General features: G+C 66.7%; 13 protein-coding genes. 7 read left to right on the top strand and 6 right to left on the bottom strand.

All coding sequences use genetic code 11. The annotated features are described in order from the left end of the window. Positions 1 to 79: 79 nt before the first annotated feature. Positions 80 to 517 carry a hypothetical protein gene (locus L1080_RS03445; RefSeq protein WP_250776327.1) on the bottom strand — a complete coding sequence of 146 codons (438 nt, stop codon included), beginning with the start codon at positions 515 to 517 and terminating at the stop codon, positions 80 to 82. A gap of 188 nt (positions 518 to 705) precedes the next feature. On the opposite strand from L1080_RS03445, the gene L1080_RS03450 reads away from it, so the two are divergent. Together L1080_RS03450 and L1080_RS03455 are read left to right on the top strand one after the other, a co-directional pair. Then, positions 706 to 1,467, top strand: a complete 762-nt coding sequence (locus L1080_RS03450; protein ID WP_250776325.1) for a hypothetical protein — start codon at positions 706 to 708, stop codon at positions 1,465 to 1,467. A 134-nt stretch (positions 1,468 to 1,601) separates the two neighbouring features. Further along, entirely contained in the window at positions 1,602 to 1,907 is a 306-nt protein-coding gene (locus L1080_RS03455; RefSeq protein ID WP_109332254.1) for a hypothetical protein, read from the top strand. Positions 1,908 to 1,918: 11 nt separating this feature from the next. Here the strand turns inward: L1080_RS03455 and L1080_RS03460 are convergent, their stop codons facing one another. The 3 genes from L1080_RS03460 to L1080_RS03470 all read right to left on the bottom strand — a co-directional run bounded on the left by L1080_RS03460 (position 1,919) and on the right by L1080_RS03470 (position 6,889). Next, positions 1,919 to 2,788, bottom strand: a complete 870-nt coding sequence (locus tag L1080_RS03460) for a class II glutamine amidotransferase (RefSeq protein WP_250776323.1) — start codon at positions 2,786 to 2,788, stop codon at positions 1,919 to 1,921. A gap of 116 nt (positions 2,789 to 2,904) precedes the next feature. Next, the gene (locus L1080_RS03465) at positions 2,905 to 3,345 is read right to left on the bottom strand and encodes a Fur family transcriptional regulator (protein ID WP_250776322.1); all 441 of its coding nucleotides are present in this window, start codon (positions 3,343 to 3,345) and stop codon (positions 2,905 to 2,907) included. 46 nt (positions 3,346 to 3,391) lie between these two features. Continuing rightward, positions 3,392 to 6,889: a protein kinase domain-containing protein gene (locus tag L1080_RS03470; RefSeq protein ID WP_308202201.1), complete on the bottom strand. Its 3,498-nt coding sequence runs from the start codon at positions 6,887 to 6,889 to the stop codon at positions 3,392 to 3,394. Positions 6,890 to 6,989: 100 nt separating this feature from the next. Here L1080_RS03470 and L1080_RS03475 point away from each other — a divergent pair, with 100 nt between their 5' ends. The 3 genes from L1080_RS03475 to L1080_RS03485 all read left to right on the top strand — a co-directional run bounded on the left by L1080_RS03475 (position 6,990) and on the right by L1080_RS03485 (position 9,846). Further along, positions 6,990 to 7,697, top strand: a complete 708-nt coding sequence (locus L1080_RS03475; protein ID WP_250776317.1) for a nitroreductase — start codon at positions 6,990 to 6,992, stop codon at positions 7,695 to 7,697. Position 7,698: 1 nt separating this feature from the next. Next, positions 7,699 to 8,826 (top strand): class I SAM-dependent methyltransferase, encoded by a 1,128-nt coding sequence (locus L1080_RS03480; RefSeq protein ID WP_250776315.1) that lies wholly within the window; start codon positions 7,699 to 7,701, stop codon positions 8,824 to 8,826. 165 nt (positions 8,827 to 8,991) lie between these two features. Next, on the top strand, positions 8,992 to 9,846 hold the full coding sequence (locus tag L1080_RS03485) for a Bax inhibitor-1/YccA family protein (RefSeq protein ID WP_201453438.1): 855 nt from the start codon (positions 8,992 to 8,994) through the stop codon (positions 9,844 to 9,846). A 116-nt stretch (positions 9,847 to 9,962) separates the two neighbouring features. Here the strand turns inward: L1080_RS03485 and L1080_RS03490 are convergent, their stop codons facing one another. Both L1080_RS03490 and L1080_RS03495 read right to left on the bottom strand, forming a co-directional pair. Next, positions 9,963 to 11,180, bottom strand: coding sequence for an acetyl-CoA C-acetyltransferase (locus L1080_RS03490; RefSeq protein ID WP_250776312.1), 1,218 nt, complete (start codon positions 11,178 to 11,180; stop codon positions 9,963 to 9,965). 108 nt (positions 11,181 to 11,288) lie between these two features. Next, a complete protein-coding gene (locus tag L1080_RS03495) occupies positions 11,289 to 12,311 on the bottom strand; it encodes an SGNH/GDSL hydrolase family protein (protein ID WP_201453439.1) in 1,023 nt (340 codons plus the stop codon). A gap of 135 nt (positions 12,312 to 12,446) precedes the next feature. On the opposite strand from L1080_RS03495, the gene L1080_RS03500 reads away from it, so the two are divergent. Both L1080_RS03500 and L1080_RS03505 read left to right on the top strand, forming a co-directional pair. Next, complete coding sequence (locus tag L1080_RS03500) at positions 12,447 to 13,832, top strand: cystathionine beta-synthase (RefSeq protein ID WP_109332248.1); 1,386 nt, start codon at positions 12,447 to 12,449, stop codon at positions 13,830 to 13,832. A 68-nt stretch (positions 13,833 to 13,900) separates the two neighbouring features. Continuing rightward, positions 13,901 to 14,416 (top strand): hypothetical protein, encoded by a 516-nt coding sequence (locus L1080_RS03505; RefSeq protein WP_159925212.1) that lies wholly within the window; start codon positions 13,901 to 13,903, stop codon positions 14,414 to 14,416. Positions 14,417 to 14,420: the final 4 nt, after the last annotated feature.

A 14,420-nucleotide genomic window follows, 5' to 3' on the forward strand; every position in this document is an offset into this window, starting at 1 on the left:
GCGTTCACACCTATTTCGTTACGCCCCGCCCGGGAAATATCTGGCTCAGCCCGCTCACCAGCGGTTTGTTGATCGCATGTCAGCTTCCGAACGGGTTCCCGGAGCCGCCGGACCCCGGCGTTCCGGTCACGGTGACGGCGACGGGCGTCGCGGTGCCGGTGGTCATCGGGGGAGTGGTACCCCACTGCTCGAACGCCGGCACGCTCGAGCAACTCCACTGCACCGTGTAGTCGCCGGGCTCGACGGCGGCCTTCAGGTCGACGTCGTCTCCGTCCATCACGATGGTGGGGCCGACCGTCGCCACAGCAACGGTGCCGTCTTCGGGTACGACGGCCATGATGCAGACGACGGCCCCGGGGGCGTCGTACCGCACTCCCATCACCACCGCATTGTCGTCTCCGACGATGTCGACCGTGACGTCGTCGGGTTCCGCGGACGCGGTCGGTGCTACAAAAAGGCCGAGGGCGGTGACGGCGGCGGCGATTCCTACGGATCGGGCGGCAAGAGGAACGTTCATCGGTGTGTCCTTCCGGAGAACTCGGTGACCGGGACGAGACGAGACGAGAACCACCGGGAGTATGTCATCTCGAATTCGGCTTCGCTGGATGTACGAACAACGGCACGTAACGTTCCGCGGAGGTCGACCGACCAATCGAGTAGCTGCGCCGTTCGTGCGTGGGACCCGATACTGCTGAGGTTGACCTGGTGAAGACGCTCTCGATCGTGGTGCCTGCCCTGTTGCTCTGTCTCGTCGGCTGCAGTGGTCAAAACGATCCCCGCGCGATTCCCGCGGCCACAACCGTGCCACCTCCGAGCTCCTCCGTCGCCGCCCAGGTGCAGCCCGTCCCGGTGCAGCCGCCCCCGGCTGCGGCCCTTCCGCCGACGCCGAAATCCCTACCCGACAATGGGACCTTCAAGGTCGGCGCCGACATTCAGCCCGGCGAGTACGTCGTCAGTCCGACTGCTTCGCACGGGTACTGGGAACGGTTGTCCTGCCTGACGGGCGACTTCGAGTGCATCATCGCGAATGGCATCGTGCAGGGCGACGGCTACCTGACGATTCTCCCCGGTGACGTCGCGGTCACCGTTCAGAATGTGCGCCTCACTCCGAGCGCGAATCCGGCCAGAACCGGTGCGCCGCCGCCACAGTCGTCGGGGACGGACGGTCAGGGATTCGTGGGGGTGTCGGGTGCGCGCTGCAACTCGTCGAACCCGGCGGTGGCGCTCGGCCGCACCACACAGTCGCTCGTCGTCATTTGTGAGACCGGCGTGGGCCGGCTCTACTACAAGGGTGTGCGACTGAGTGACGGGGCATCCGTCGAGATCGACGATCCCGTGCGCACCGCCACCGGTTTCGCGGTCACCAATGCGGGTGTGCAGTATTCGCTGTCTCCGGACGCTCTCGTCATCACCGAGGGGTCGAACCAACTCGCAAGCGAACCGATGCTGGAGTACTGGGCAGAGTAGGTGCGCTGAAGGCGTGTGCGGCAAACGCGGTAGGTGAGCGGATCCCACCCCTGGGGTTGCTTAAAACCGTGCGCCGCAATCGGCACAGTAGTACCTGTCAGCAAGACACCTACCCGACATCTTCTGGAGACCGAATGATCAACACCCGCCGAACCATTGCCGCTCTCGCTTTCGCAGCCCTGCCGATCCTCGGCGCTCTGGGTGCGGCAACCACGGCCAATGCCGTCCCCGTCGACCCCAACAACGGCCCCGGAAAGGGGTGCCCCATCGTGCAGGACGACGCCAACGGCAACACCACCGTTATCGGTTACGCGAACCCGGGTGACCGCAACGGGGTGTTGGTCTGTGGCAAGGACGGCGAATGGTCCTTCGGGAAGGCGGGCACCTTCAACGGCGGACCCAGCCGGATCGACACCCAGCCGGGTCTCTCCGCGCAGTAGGTGCTTGCTCGCTAGTTTTCGTGCTGCGCGGCGGCTGCCCGGCTGTCGAGGTCATCGAGATGAATGAGGTCGCGGGGTGGTCGGTCGAGGACCACCTCGCGGCTGACTGTGAGGTTCCGGTCGACGTGCAGCAGCTCGCCCGGCCGTAGCGGGGTCCAACCCGGGTCCTCATCCATCTGTTCGCTCGCGACGATCACCGCGGGATGCTGAGCGAGGTGCTCGGACCGGGCCCGGACTCGGCCTGAGCTGCTGGTGTGTTGCAGATGCCTGCTTCCGCTCGGGCCACCGGGTCGCCGCTCGAGAACCAGGAGGTCGTGCGTGTCCGGATAGCGCAGCGCCCAGAGTTCCTCCGGGGTGGTGAGCACCAGGTTGAGGGCGTAGACGGGCAGATTGTCCGCCACCCACTGCGCCGCTGTGCTGAGCCCGGCCGTGACGTCACCACCGTTCCGGTCGATGTGCCGGGTCACGAGGGCGAAGAAGCGCTCCGAATCGGTGTCACCCTCCACAAGGTCCAGGTCGGGGCCCAATTCGGTGTCGAGAGCCGCCAGATTTCCGATCACGCCGTTGTGCGCGAAGATTCGGCCGCGCAGTGTGAACGGGTGCGTGTTCGCCGGCAACAGTTCGCCCGTGGTGGCGAACCGTATGTGCGCGACGAACGTACTCGAATACCGATGCTTCACTTCCTGTGCGAACTCGGTGTCCTCATAGGCGGCCAGCGGCTGTTTCTCCACCACCGGAGTGCCGTCTTCGGCGAACGTCCCCAGCCCGGTGCCGTCCGGTTCCCGGTGACTCTGCTGCGTCAGGCTGTCCGGCGCATCGAGCAACCAGAACGACGCACGGACACGATGTGGAGCAGCGGACAAACCGAACAACCGGCACATGCGAGCAACCTTTCGGCAGGCAGCATCAACCGTTCCACGATAGGTCGTCCGGCGGTGCCGTCGTGGCGAAAGGCCGGTACCGCGCTGGATCGGCGCTGCTTGTTTCCTCGAATTCGTCACCCACTGGTGGCCGACGCGTGCGCGTGGCAGTCGGGGCAGGTGCCCCAATAGAGAACCTCGGCTTCGTCGATGACGAAACCGTGGTTGGAATCGGGTGTCAGGCAGGGTGCTTCGCCTACGGAACAGTCGATGTCGCGTATCGAACCGCACTTTCGGCACACGACGTGGTGGTGGTTGTCACCGACTCTGGTCTCGTAGCGAGCCGGGGATCCGGGCGGTTCGATACGACGGATCAGCCCGGCTTCGGTGAGGGCTCGCAAAACGTCGTAGACAGCCTGGGTCGACACCGAACCCAGCTGGTTGCGCACACCGGTCGTGATGGTGTCGGCGTCCGAGTGCGGTTGCCGATGGACCTCGGTGAGGACCGCTACCCGGGGCGCCGTGACTCGCAGCGAAGCACCGCGGAGCAGGCCGGCCAGCCGAGTGTGTGTGTCCACGATCACACTGCATCACCGTTTCTTGACGTAGTCAATAAAGCGAACGCTAATTTTCCAGAGGTGTGTGGCCTGCCAACGCGGCGGCGAGGAAGTCGGCGGAAACCTCCGGCCAGTCGGCTGGCCAGCGTCCGCCCTGCTTGTCCGCCAGCAGGGCGGCAAGCGGAGGGATCATTCGGGGGCCCCCGTCGACGACATAGCGCACGAACCCGATTCGAGCGCAGGTCGAGACCACCTCGGCCAGAACCGGCTTGGCTTCGTCGACGCGGTCTGCCGCAACCAGGCACGCCACCAGAAGGCGCTTGGCCTGCAAAGTCGCCCTCGGCCTGTTCTGCGCTTCGACTCGGCGCACCCATGCTTCGGCGCGTTCGCACGCGATACCGGGCTGATCCGTCATTTGCCCGCGGATCGCGGTCGCATCGTCGAGTTGCGCGACTATCTCGGCATAACCGAAATCGGGTGGGCGCAGGGGCGTCGCAGGCGGTTGCGACTCTGGCGGAGACGGTGGAAGTCCGAGACGAGCCCGCTCATTCTGAACCCTGGCCAGGAGTCGAGGAAGCCCCAGCGTAGTGGCCACCGTGGCTCCTTCGTCCAGGTGCCGGGCCGCCGAAGCGAAATCCCCGCGCCCGGCCTTCAACCGGGCTGATGTCACGAAGCGGGCGATCATGAAGTCGACCAGCCCACCCTCCCGGCCGAGCTCGTAGCTTTCGTCCAGCAGCCGCTCGGCCTCGTCGAGATGACCCTGCTCGTACAGCAATTCGCCGAGCAACGTTCCGGCAAGTCGTGCGGCGTGCGAGTGCTCACCGCTCGCTTTCGTCGCCACCTGCACGGCCAGCCGGAAATCTTCTTCGGCGGCAGCGATGTCCAGTTGCTCCATGGCGGCGAGGCCCGCGAAGCTGTAGCCGTACATCTGGTTGAACGCGCCGACGGTTTGCCGGTGGTAGGGGATAGCCCACTGCTGCAGGCGACGGGCCTCCCCGTACTCGAATCTGGCGATGGCGACGGCGGACGCCAGATTGGCGGCGGCGGATACGATCCACGAGCGCAGGGCCTCCGGCCGTGCGAACACCTCGGCGATCAGCTCGGGGACCTTGGCGACGCGATCCGCCGACACCTCGATGACGGCCCTGATGACGTCGCCCTCCAACCGGATGTCCGCGCGCTCGGACTCGCTCAGCGGGGAATGTTCCAGGGCGGCAGCAACGCGGGAGAGCGCGCGCAGGGTTTCCGGCGCCCGCTGGAGCAGGATGCTCGCCCACGCCACGGCGATCTGAATGCGAGGGCTGGACTCCACGACAGTGGGTGGCAGCTTCTCCACCAAACCCAGCAAGGCCACCATTCGAGAGTGTTCGACCAGGCGCATCCCCTGCGTTTCGACGACGGTCACCGCCATGTCGAGGTCGTCCGTCGCCAGGGCGTGATTGACGGCATCGCTCACGTAGTGGTGGTCGGCGAACCATTGCGCGGCGGCGCGGTGCAACGCCGGAACTCGTTCGGGCTGATCACGTTCGAGGCGCCGGCGAAGGTACTCGGCGAACAGGTGATGGTATTCGAACCACTCCCGGTCGTCGTCGAGGCTCCTCAGGAACAGGTCCCGTGACTCGACTTGTTCGAGCAGAGCCTGCCCCCGCGGCACATTCGCCAGCACCGACGCGAGGTCGCCGCAGACACGCTCGGTGATCGAGGTCGCGAGCATGAAGTCGAGTAGCGCGGGTTCGAGGGTGCTCAGGACGTTTTCGGCCAGGTACTCACCGATGGCGTGATGCCGCCCCGACATGTGCCGGATGAGGTCGCCGGGATCGGATCGGTCCCGCAGCGACAGGGAGGCCAGTTGCAGTGCCGCGACCCATCCGTCCGTTGTCTCCTCGAGCGCCTCGACGTCGGCGTCGGCGAGTTCGAGTCCGCCGATGTCGACGAGGAATCGCTGTGACTCACCGAGATCGAAACGTAACGCCATGCTGTCGATTTCCACGAGTTCGTCCCGGACGCGGAGCTTCGCCAGCGGAAGTCCCACCTGGGTGCGGCTCGTCACCACGATCTGGAGGTGGTGGCAACCATTCTCGAGGACAAAATCCATGGCCTCGATCGTTTTCGGGTCGGACACCCGGTGCCAGTCGTCGATGATCACCACCACGTGTCGCCGGCCTTCGTGGATCTGGTCGACGAGCGAAGTGAGCACGTACCGCTCGGCATCCTCGCCGTTCTCCTCGAGTGCCGGCCCCAGTTCGTCGGCGAGCGAGGGATCGGCCCGGCGGATCGCCTCGACGAGGTGGGACAGGAACCACACGACGTTGTTGTCGTCGTTGTCCACGGTCAGCCAGGCGACGACGGCGCCCTCGCGGACGAGTTCGTCACGCCACTGCGCGGCGACCGTGCTCTTCCCGAACCCGGCGGGTGCGTGGATCAACGCCAGACGTCGGCGGTGCCCTCGTCGAAGCATCTCGAGCGGCCGGGTCCGCGGCACCAGCAACCGCATCGGCGTCGGCGGACGGAAGCGAGCCGCGGCGCTGGGGGGTGTGGCGCCCGAGCGCCGGCGATAACTGCGGCCGCGTCCGGACACGGCCGACTGAGTGGTCGGGGTTGCCGACTGTTCCACACGCGGGAATTCGCCGACCGTGGAGGGCAGTGCCATCTCGTCGATGCCGAGATTGTGCCTGCGTTGCGCCTCCTGCAATTCTCGGCCGAAATCCGCTGCGCCTGCAGGACGATCGGCCGGATCGTCGGCCATGGCATGTTCGATCGCGGAGCATACGTCGTCCGGAACGTCTTCCCCCCGAAGATCCGGAACAGGTTGGGTGGCGATCCGCAGGAACTGCGCGACGAGCCTCTCGCCGCTGCGGCGCTCGAACGCAGCATGTCCCGTGAGGAGGCAGAACAATGCGGCGCCGAGGCTGTACACGTCCGACGCCACGGAAGGGGGCTCACCCCGGAGCACCTCGGGCGCGGTGTACGCGGGCGAACCGGTGATCATGCTCGACGTAGTTTCGAATCCGCCCGACACGCGGGCGATGCCGAAGTCGGTGAGCTGGGGTTCGCCGTAGCCGGTGAGCAGGATATTGGCCGGCTTGACGTCCCGGTGCAGCGTCCCCGCGCGATGCGCCGTCTCGAGCGCCCCCGCCAACTTGATCCCGACCCGAAGCACCTCCGCCCAGGGCAGGGGTCCTTCGTGGCGTACCCAGGCCTCGAGTGAATCGCGCGGGTGATACGGCATCACGATGTACGGCCTGCCGCTCGGCGTCACCCCCGATTGAAGGATGTCGACGACGTGGGGATGCCCGGACAGCTTGCCCATCGCGCGCTGCTCGCGCAGGAACCGCGCGCGATCCTCGTCTCTCAGGTCGGACGAGAGAACCTTGATGGCCACTGTGCGATCGAGGGCGCTCTGGAGGCAGCGGTAGACGACCCCGAACCCACCCCGGCCGATCTCCCGTGCATCGTCGAACCCTTCTGCCGAGAGTTCTGCGACGATGTCGGTGACGGCGACCCGCGTAGTTGTTCGCGGATCCGAGTCGGTCGGCCCGGCTTCTCCTTCCGGGCCTCGTGGCACACTCATGACATCACCTTCTCGGTGCACTGACGCCAGCATATCGCGGTCGCACATTCCCGAGAGCGTGTTCGAGAGCGAGCGAACCTGAGGAGATTTCTACGTGACCGACACCGGAATTGCGGCACCCGACACGAACCCGGCCGCAGGCATTTTCGCCACGCTTCTCGACGAGCGGATCAGTTGCCGGGCCTTTCTGCCCCATCAGGTGCCGCGTCAGGTGATCGAGCGGATCCTCGAGTTGGCGCAGCAGACGCCGTCGTGGTGCAACACGCAGCCGTGGCAGGTGGCGATCACGGAGGGAGAAGGAACCGAACGGTTCCGTACGGGACTCGCAGAGTACGTGCGCAGCCATCCGCAAGAATCGGACTTCGACTTTCCCCGCGAGTACCGGGGTGAGCACAAGCTGCGTCGCCGGGAATGTGCCATGCAGCTGTATTCGAGTGTGGGCATAGCGGCCGGGGACCGGACGGCCTCGGCCGAACAGACCATGAAGAATTTCGACCTTTTCGGGGCGCCGCACGTCGCGATCGTCACCACCCATGAAGCGCTCGGAACCTACGGCGCGGTCGACTGTGGCCTGTACGTCGACAGCTTTCTCCTCGCGGCGCAGAGCCTCGGGGTCGCCACCATTCCCCAGGCTGCGCTCGCAGGTAGTTCGCCCTATATCCGCGACTTCTTCTCGCTGTCGGAGGAGCGCAAAGTCGTCTGCGGTGTCTCGTTCGGCTACGCCGACCCCGGAAACCCGGTCAACCAATTCCGTACCCACCGCGAAAGCGTCGACAACGTGGTCGAGTGGGTGTCGCAGTAACGTGCTCGACCGTGATTCACTGTTCGCTCTCTTGCGGCGCCGCCCCGATGTCGAGGCACCGAACCTGGTGGCCGTCGACGCCGCAGACCGTCTGATCCTCGACGAGGCCACGACCGCTCTAGCGGACGCGCCTGCGGGAACCGTCGCCGTGATCGGGGACCACTACGGTGCGCTCACACTCGGCGCCGCGGTAACGCACGCCTCCACCGGCATCCGGGTGTTCCAGGATCCGCTGACGGGGGAGCAGGCGCTGGCCCGCAACGCTGAGGCGGCAGGTCTGACGTCGTGCTATCGGCAGTGCGCCCTCGGGCAGGACCTACTCGAGGGTGCGCGCGTGGTCCTGCTGCAATTGCCGCGGAGCCTGAGCGAGCTCGCCGAGATCGCCGAGGCGATCGCGCGTCACGCCGACCCCGGCGTGGTGGTTTTCGCCGGCGGCCGGAACAAGCACATTTCCACCGGGATGAACGAGGTGCTCCACCGCTCGTTCGCGTCCGTGCGGGCAACACTCGGGCGGCAGAAGTCGCGGGTGCTGATCGCGAGCGGTCCGGTGGCGTCCGCTCGGTCAAGTTTCCCGGTCACCGAACATATCGACGAGCTCGGCCTCGATGTCGTCTCCCACGGAGCCGCGTTCGCCGGTTCCACACTGGACATCGGTACCCGGTGCCTCCTCGACTTCCTCCCGCGCGTGAACCCCGCCGCGCAGACCGCCGTCGACCTCGGCTGCGGCACCGGCATCCTGGCTGTCAGCCTCGCTCGGCTGCGGCCCGGCATCTCGGTCATCGCCACCGACCAGTCGGCGGCCGCAGTCGCATCCGCTTCGGCCACGGCCCGTGTCAACGGAGTCGCCGACCGGGTGAGCACACTGCGCGACGACGTGATGTCGACACTGCCCACCGGAAGCTGCGACGTCGTCCTCTGTAATCCACCGTTCCACGTCGGCGCGGCCGTACACACCGGTGTCGCCATCAAGATGTTCGCCGAGGCGGGACGGGTACTCCGTTCCGGTGGCGAAATGTGGACCGTGTACAACTCTCATCTCGGGTATCGAGGCCGGCTGCAACGGCTGGTCGGGCGCACCGACGTGGTCGGCCGCAACGCCAAATTCACCGTGACCCGGTCGATCGCCTGATCGCCGCGCCGCCGGGCACTCGTCTGGCGGCTGCCACTGCGGCACCGGTAGAGTCCGAATTGTCCGACCCGAAGCGAAGAACGGGAACTCGCGGTGGGGTGCCGGACGTTCATCATATGAGAGAACCCGGATTCACCCGGCGAGCCACGAGAAGGGATGTGCACGGTGCGCACCACCAGTAACCCGGTGTTCCGTAACCTGCCCAAACAAGAGGGCAACGGCGGATACGCCTCGTTCGGATCTACGACGGCCGGCGCCGCGCAGGTCACGCAGCAGTTCGGTCAGCCTCAGTACACCCAGGCCGAGCCCTACCGCACGGGCCCCGACTACCGTTCGATGACCATCGACGATGTCGTCACGAAGACCGGAATCACACTCGGTGTGCTCACGGTGTCGGCGATCATCTCCTACTTCCTGGTCACCAACGACGCGGGGCTCGCGGGGCCGTTGGTCATCGGTGGCGGCCTGGTCGGTCTCGTCCTCGTGCTGATCGCCACTTTCGGCCGCAAGATGGACAACCCGGCGATCGTGCTGGCCTACGCCGTCGCGGAAGGTCTGTTCCTCGGGGCGCTGTCGTTCATGTTCACCGACATCACGTTCGGTGGAGTCGGTGGCGCGGCGCTGATCGGCCAAGCAGTCCTCGGTACGTTCGGTGTGTTCTTCGGCATGCTCGTCGTCTACAAGACGGGCGCAATCCGAGTCACGCCCCGCCTGACGCGGATGATCATCGGCGCTCTCATCGGTGTCGTCGTCCTCGCCTTGGGCAACGTGATCGCCAGCTTCTTCGTCGAAGGCGGGCTCGGACTGCGTGACGGCGGCACGATGGCCATCATCTTCAGCCTCGTCTGCATCGGTATCGCCGCCTTCAGCTTCCTGCTGGACTTCGACGCCGCTGACCAGCTGATCCGCGCTCAGGCGCCGGAGAAGGCCGCCTGGGGAGTCGCCTTCGGACTCACGGTCACCCTGGTGTGGCTGTACGTCGAGATCCTCCGCCTGCTGAGTTACTTCAACAACGACTAGCAGTTCCACGAGAAGGCCCCCGAGAGCATGCTCTCGGGGGCCTTCTCGCGCTTCGCGCCCGTGCGCCTTTTCGGTTGCTCCAGCTACCACAAAGGCGCACGGGCGGCGGAGCCGCCTCAGCTCAGGCGTTCGAGGACCATGGCCATGCCCTGCCCGCCGCCGACGCACATGGTCTCGACGCCGAACGTCTTGTCCTGCTCACGCAGGTTGTTGAGCAGGGTGTTGGTGATGCGGGCCCCGGTCATCCCGAACGGGTGGCCGAGGGCGATGGCGCCACCGGAGATGTTCAGCTTGTCCTCGTCGATCTTCAGCTCACGGGCCGAACCGAGGACCTGGACCGCGAAGGCCTCGTTGATCTCGAACAGGTCGATGTCCGAGACACTCTTCCCGGCCAGTGCGAGCGCCTTCTTGACGGCCTCGATCGGCCCGAGACCCATGATCTCGGGCGACAGACCCGACACGCCGGTCGACACGATGCGGGCCAGCGGAGTCAGGCCCAACTCCTTGGCCTTGGTGTCGGACATGATCACCAGGGCGGCGGCGCCGTCGTTGAGCGGGCAGGCGTTGCCGGCGGTGACGGTGCCGTCCGGCCGGAACACCGGCTTGAGCTGGCTGACGGCCTCGTAGGTGGTGCCGGCGCGCGGGCCGTCGTCGGTGCTGACGACGGTGCCGTCGGGAAGGGTGACCGGGGTGATCTCCCGCTCGAAGAAGCCGTTCTTGATGGCCTCCTCCGCACGGTTCTGCGACCGGACACCCCAGCGGTCCTGCTCCTCACGGCTGATGCCGGTGGCGGATGCCACGTTCTCGGCGGTCTGACCCATCGCGATGTAGACGTCGGGCAGCAGGTCGTCCTCGCGCGGATCGGTCCAGGCGACGCCGCCCTCGGCGAGCTTGCCGGTCCGGGCCTCGGCGTCGGCGAACTTGGGGTTCTTCGTGTTGGGCAGACCGTCGGCGTTGCCGGTGACGAAGCTCGACACCGACTCGACACCGCCCGAGATGAAGACGTCGCCCTCGCCGGCCTTGATCGCGTGCAGCGCCATGCGGGTGGTCTGCAGCGAGGACGAACAGTACCGGTTGACGGTCACACCGGGCAGGAAGTCGTAGCCCAGCTGCACGGCGACGACGCGGGCGATGTTGAACCCGGACTGCCCGGCGGGCTGGCCGCACCCGAGGAGCAGGTCGTCGATCTCGGTGGGGTCGAGTTCGGGGACCTTCGCCAGCGCCGCGGCAACCATCTGCGTCGTCAGATCATCCGGGCGGATCGACTTCAGTGAGCCCTTCATGGCCCGACCGATCGGTGAACGTACTGCAGAGACGATTACTGCCTCGGGCATCAATAACTCCTTTGTCGGCTGCGGAGGTCTGCACTGTGTTGCAGGCCACCGATTTCATGGCTGTTCAGACAACCTACGTCGTCGCCTCCGTGCGCGGATATCTCCGTCTCACTGGGCGGCCTTCCGGACTCGCGACGCCGACGCCTCCTCGATTCCGAGAAGGTCGTCGAGGCGACCCGTCGCACGGCGTCGCGCGGCACGTCGCCACAGAAAGCGATTGAGCGAGGCGAGTGTTCGCGTCGAGAACTTGCGTGCCTCGGCTGCTTCCGAGACCTCGGGCAGGTCCGGGAGAGGGCCGCCGTGCCACATGCCCAGTGCGGTGGCGAGGACGGGCACGATCTGCATTGCCGCCAGTTCGTATCCCGCAGCGGAAGGATGGAAGTGGTCGGCCGAGAACATTCGGTCGGGGGCAGCCAGGAATTCGCGCGCCAGCAAATCGGCCAGCGCAACCGGATGTCCCCCCGCCGCGGTGACCGCGACCGCCTGCGCTCTCGCCAGACGCAGGCCCCACGTGCGGACGACGGTGCGCAGGGGCTGCGGTATGGCTGTGACGACTCCCAGGTCGGGGCACGTCCCGACGACAACGGCGCAGTCGTGCTCCCTCAATCGGGCGACGGCCTCACCCAGCCTGTGGGCCGAGGCGCGAATCGAGTTCTTCGCTGTGACGTCGTTGGCTCCGACGAGAATGACGGCGGCGTCCGGCGGCGGCCCCGCCACGAACATCGCGTCGACCTGGCCGCTGAGTCCCCGCGAGGTGGCACCGCCGATTGCCTTGGTGCTCAGCCGAACCCGCTTACCCGTCTCGTCGGCGAGGCGGCGGGCGATCTGCACGCCGGGCACTTCCTCCGCCGTCAGGCAGCCCACGCCTGCAGCGGTCGAGTCGCCGAAGATCATCAGGTGCAGGTCGAACGGTGCGCCGCGACGCCAGCGTTCCACGTCCGCGCTGCCAGGGGCGTACACGCCGTCGGCCTCCGGCGGTTTCGCGACGTTGCGTCCGATGACGCCTCTCGCCGCCGTCGCCTGCGACATGAGGTATGAGTACGCCACCCAGGACAGTGTTCCTGCGCTCGATCCCGCTACTACCGCCGTGGCGCCGGCCTTCACTCCGGTCTGCCAGGTGCTCTTCGGCACTGCACTCACCTTTCCGCTACCTGGTGTGTTTCTCACGGGTTCCGGCGGACTGCGTCCGTACCAATCTAGCCGCGTCCGATGCCCCGTGCCGGACGTCTGTGAGCATCCGATCTGCGCATCTGGGACCATGGAGTCATGCGCATCGCGGAACACGTCGTCGACCTGATCGGCAACACCCCTCTCGTCAAGCTCACTTCGGTTATCGGCGGCGAGCACGGGACCGTTGCAGCCAAGCTCGAGTACCTGAACCCCGGCGGAAGCTCGAAGGACCGCATCGCGGTCAAGATGATCGACGCCGCCGAGGCGTCGGGCGAGCTGAAGCCGGGCGGAACCATCGTCGAACCCACGTCCGGCAACACCGGCGTCGGGCTGGCCCTGGTGGCACAGAAACGTGGGTACAAGTGCGTGTTCGTGTGCCCCGACAAGGTCGGCGAAGACAAGCGCAACGTCCTCAAGGCCTACGGCGCCGAGGTCGTGGTGTGCCCGACCGCGGTCGCGCCGGAACACCCCGACAGCTACTACAGCGTGTCCGACCGCCTCGCCCGCGACATCCCCGGCGCGTGGAAGCCGAACCAGTACGCCAACCCGGGCGGTCCGCAGAGCCATTACGAGACCACCGGACCCGAGATCTGGGCCGACACCGACGGAAAAATCACCCACTTCGTCGCGGGCGTCGGCACCGGCGGCACCATCACCGGCACCGGCCGCTACCTCAAGGAGGTGTCGGGCGGGAAGGTCAAGATCATCGGCGCCGACCCCGAGGGCTCCGTGTACTCCGGCGGCACCGGCCGTCCCTACCTGGTCGAAGGTGTCGGCGAGGACTTCTGGCCGAGCGCCTACGACCCGTCCATCCCCGACGAAATCATCGCCGTCTCCGATGCCGACTCCTTCGAGATGACGCGCCGACTCGCGCGTGAAGAAGGCCTGCTGGTCGGCGGATCGTGCGGCATGGCCGTCGTCGCCGCACTCGAGGTCGCCAAGCGTGAGGGTCCCGACGCGGTGATTGTCGTTCTCCTCCCCGACGGCGGACGCGGCTACCTGTCCAAGATCTTCAACGACAAGTGGATGGCCTCCTACGGCTTCCTCCGCACCCCGCTCGACGGCAAGCCGGACGAGAAGACGGTCGGCGACGTGCTGCGCGGCAAGTCCGGCGAGCTCCCGGACCTCGTTCACACGCACCCGTCCGAGACGCTGCGCGACGCCATCGAGATCCTCCGCGAGTACGGGGTGTCCCAGATGCCCGTCGTCGGGGCCGAGCCGCCCGTCATGGCCGGTGAGGTCGCGGGAAGTGTGACGGAGCGCGACCTTCTCAGCGCCGTGTTCGAAGGCCGTGCCCACCTCGCCGATCCGGTCGAGAAGCACATGAGCAAGCCTTTCCCGCTCATCGGTTCGGGTGAGCCGGTGTCGGCCGCGACGAAGGCGCTGGGGGATACCGACGCGCTGATGGTGGTGGACGACGGTAAGCCGGCCGGCGTCATCACTCGCCACGACCTGCTCGGTTTCCTCAGCGCCGGGTCCTAGGGCGAGACATCGGGACGGGCTGCTCGCCGGACGCGGGCGGCCCGTTCCACATCCGAGGGGGGAAATCAGTGGGTGCTCGTCTGTGTCGTGTCGTGGGGGTTCCGATCATCGGACTGATGGTTGCCGGGTGCGGGCAGGCGGTCGACGGTGTCGCCCAGCCGGCATCGGTGGCGACAGCGAAACCCAGCTCTGCGGTGGTGGCCGAGTCGACCGACTGCGACCACCTGACGGAGGTGCTGGGGTCGTTGGTATCGGACCGGCCGTATCTCACCGAGGCAGCCCTGCCGGGCTCCGCCGATCCCACCTGCTCGTGGTCGAAGGGGCCGGCCAACGTGCTGAGCACCCTCACGGCGTCCGTCAAGCCGCAGGCGACGGACCCGGTGGTCATCGTCGAGATGAGGAACGGGACGAATGTGATCCCCGATCCGCGGTCCACGGCAGTGGACGGGGTGGTCCTCGACGTCGTCGCCATGGCACTGCTCACGCCGACACACAGCATCATCGTCAACGCGATCGACCCCTCCGTGAGCGACGAGACCAAGCTCGACGTCGCATTCGCGATTGCGAAGTATCTGCAAGATTAGGTCC

The sequence above is a fragment of the Rhodococcus sp. MSC1_016 genome, assembly GCF_023667485.2.
In the GTDB taxonomy this organism is placed as follows: domain Bacteria; phylum Actinomycetota; class Actinomycetes; order Mycobacteriales; family Mycobacteriaceae; genus Rhodococcus_F; species Rhodococcus_F oxybenzonivorans.

What these genes read in the sequence shown, in the direction of transcription:
- L1080_RS03490 (WP_250776312.1), bottom strand. Translation starts at nt 11,180, where the DNA reads ATGCCCGAGGCAGTAATCGTCTCTGCAGTACGTTCACCGATCGGTCGG.
- L1080_RS03455 (WP_109332254.1), top strand. Translation starts at nt 1,602, where the DNA reads ATGATCAACACCCGCCGAACCATTGCCGCTCTCGCTTTCGCAGCCCTG.
- L1080_RS03445 (WP_250776327.1), bottom strand. Translation starts at nt 517, where the DNA reads ATGAACGTTCCTCTTGCCGCCCGATCCGTAGGAATCGCCGCCGCCGTC.
- L1080_RS03500 (WP_109332248.1), top strand. Translation starts at nt 12,447, where the DNA reads ATGCGCATCGCGGAACACGTCGTCGACCTGATCGGCAACACCCCTCTC.
- L1080_RS03460 (WP_250776323.1), bottom strand. Translation starts at nt 2,788, where the DNA reads ATGTGCCGGTTGTTCGGTTTGTCCGCTGCTCCACATCGTGTCCGTGCG.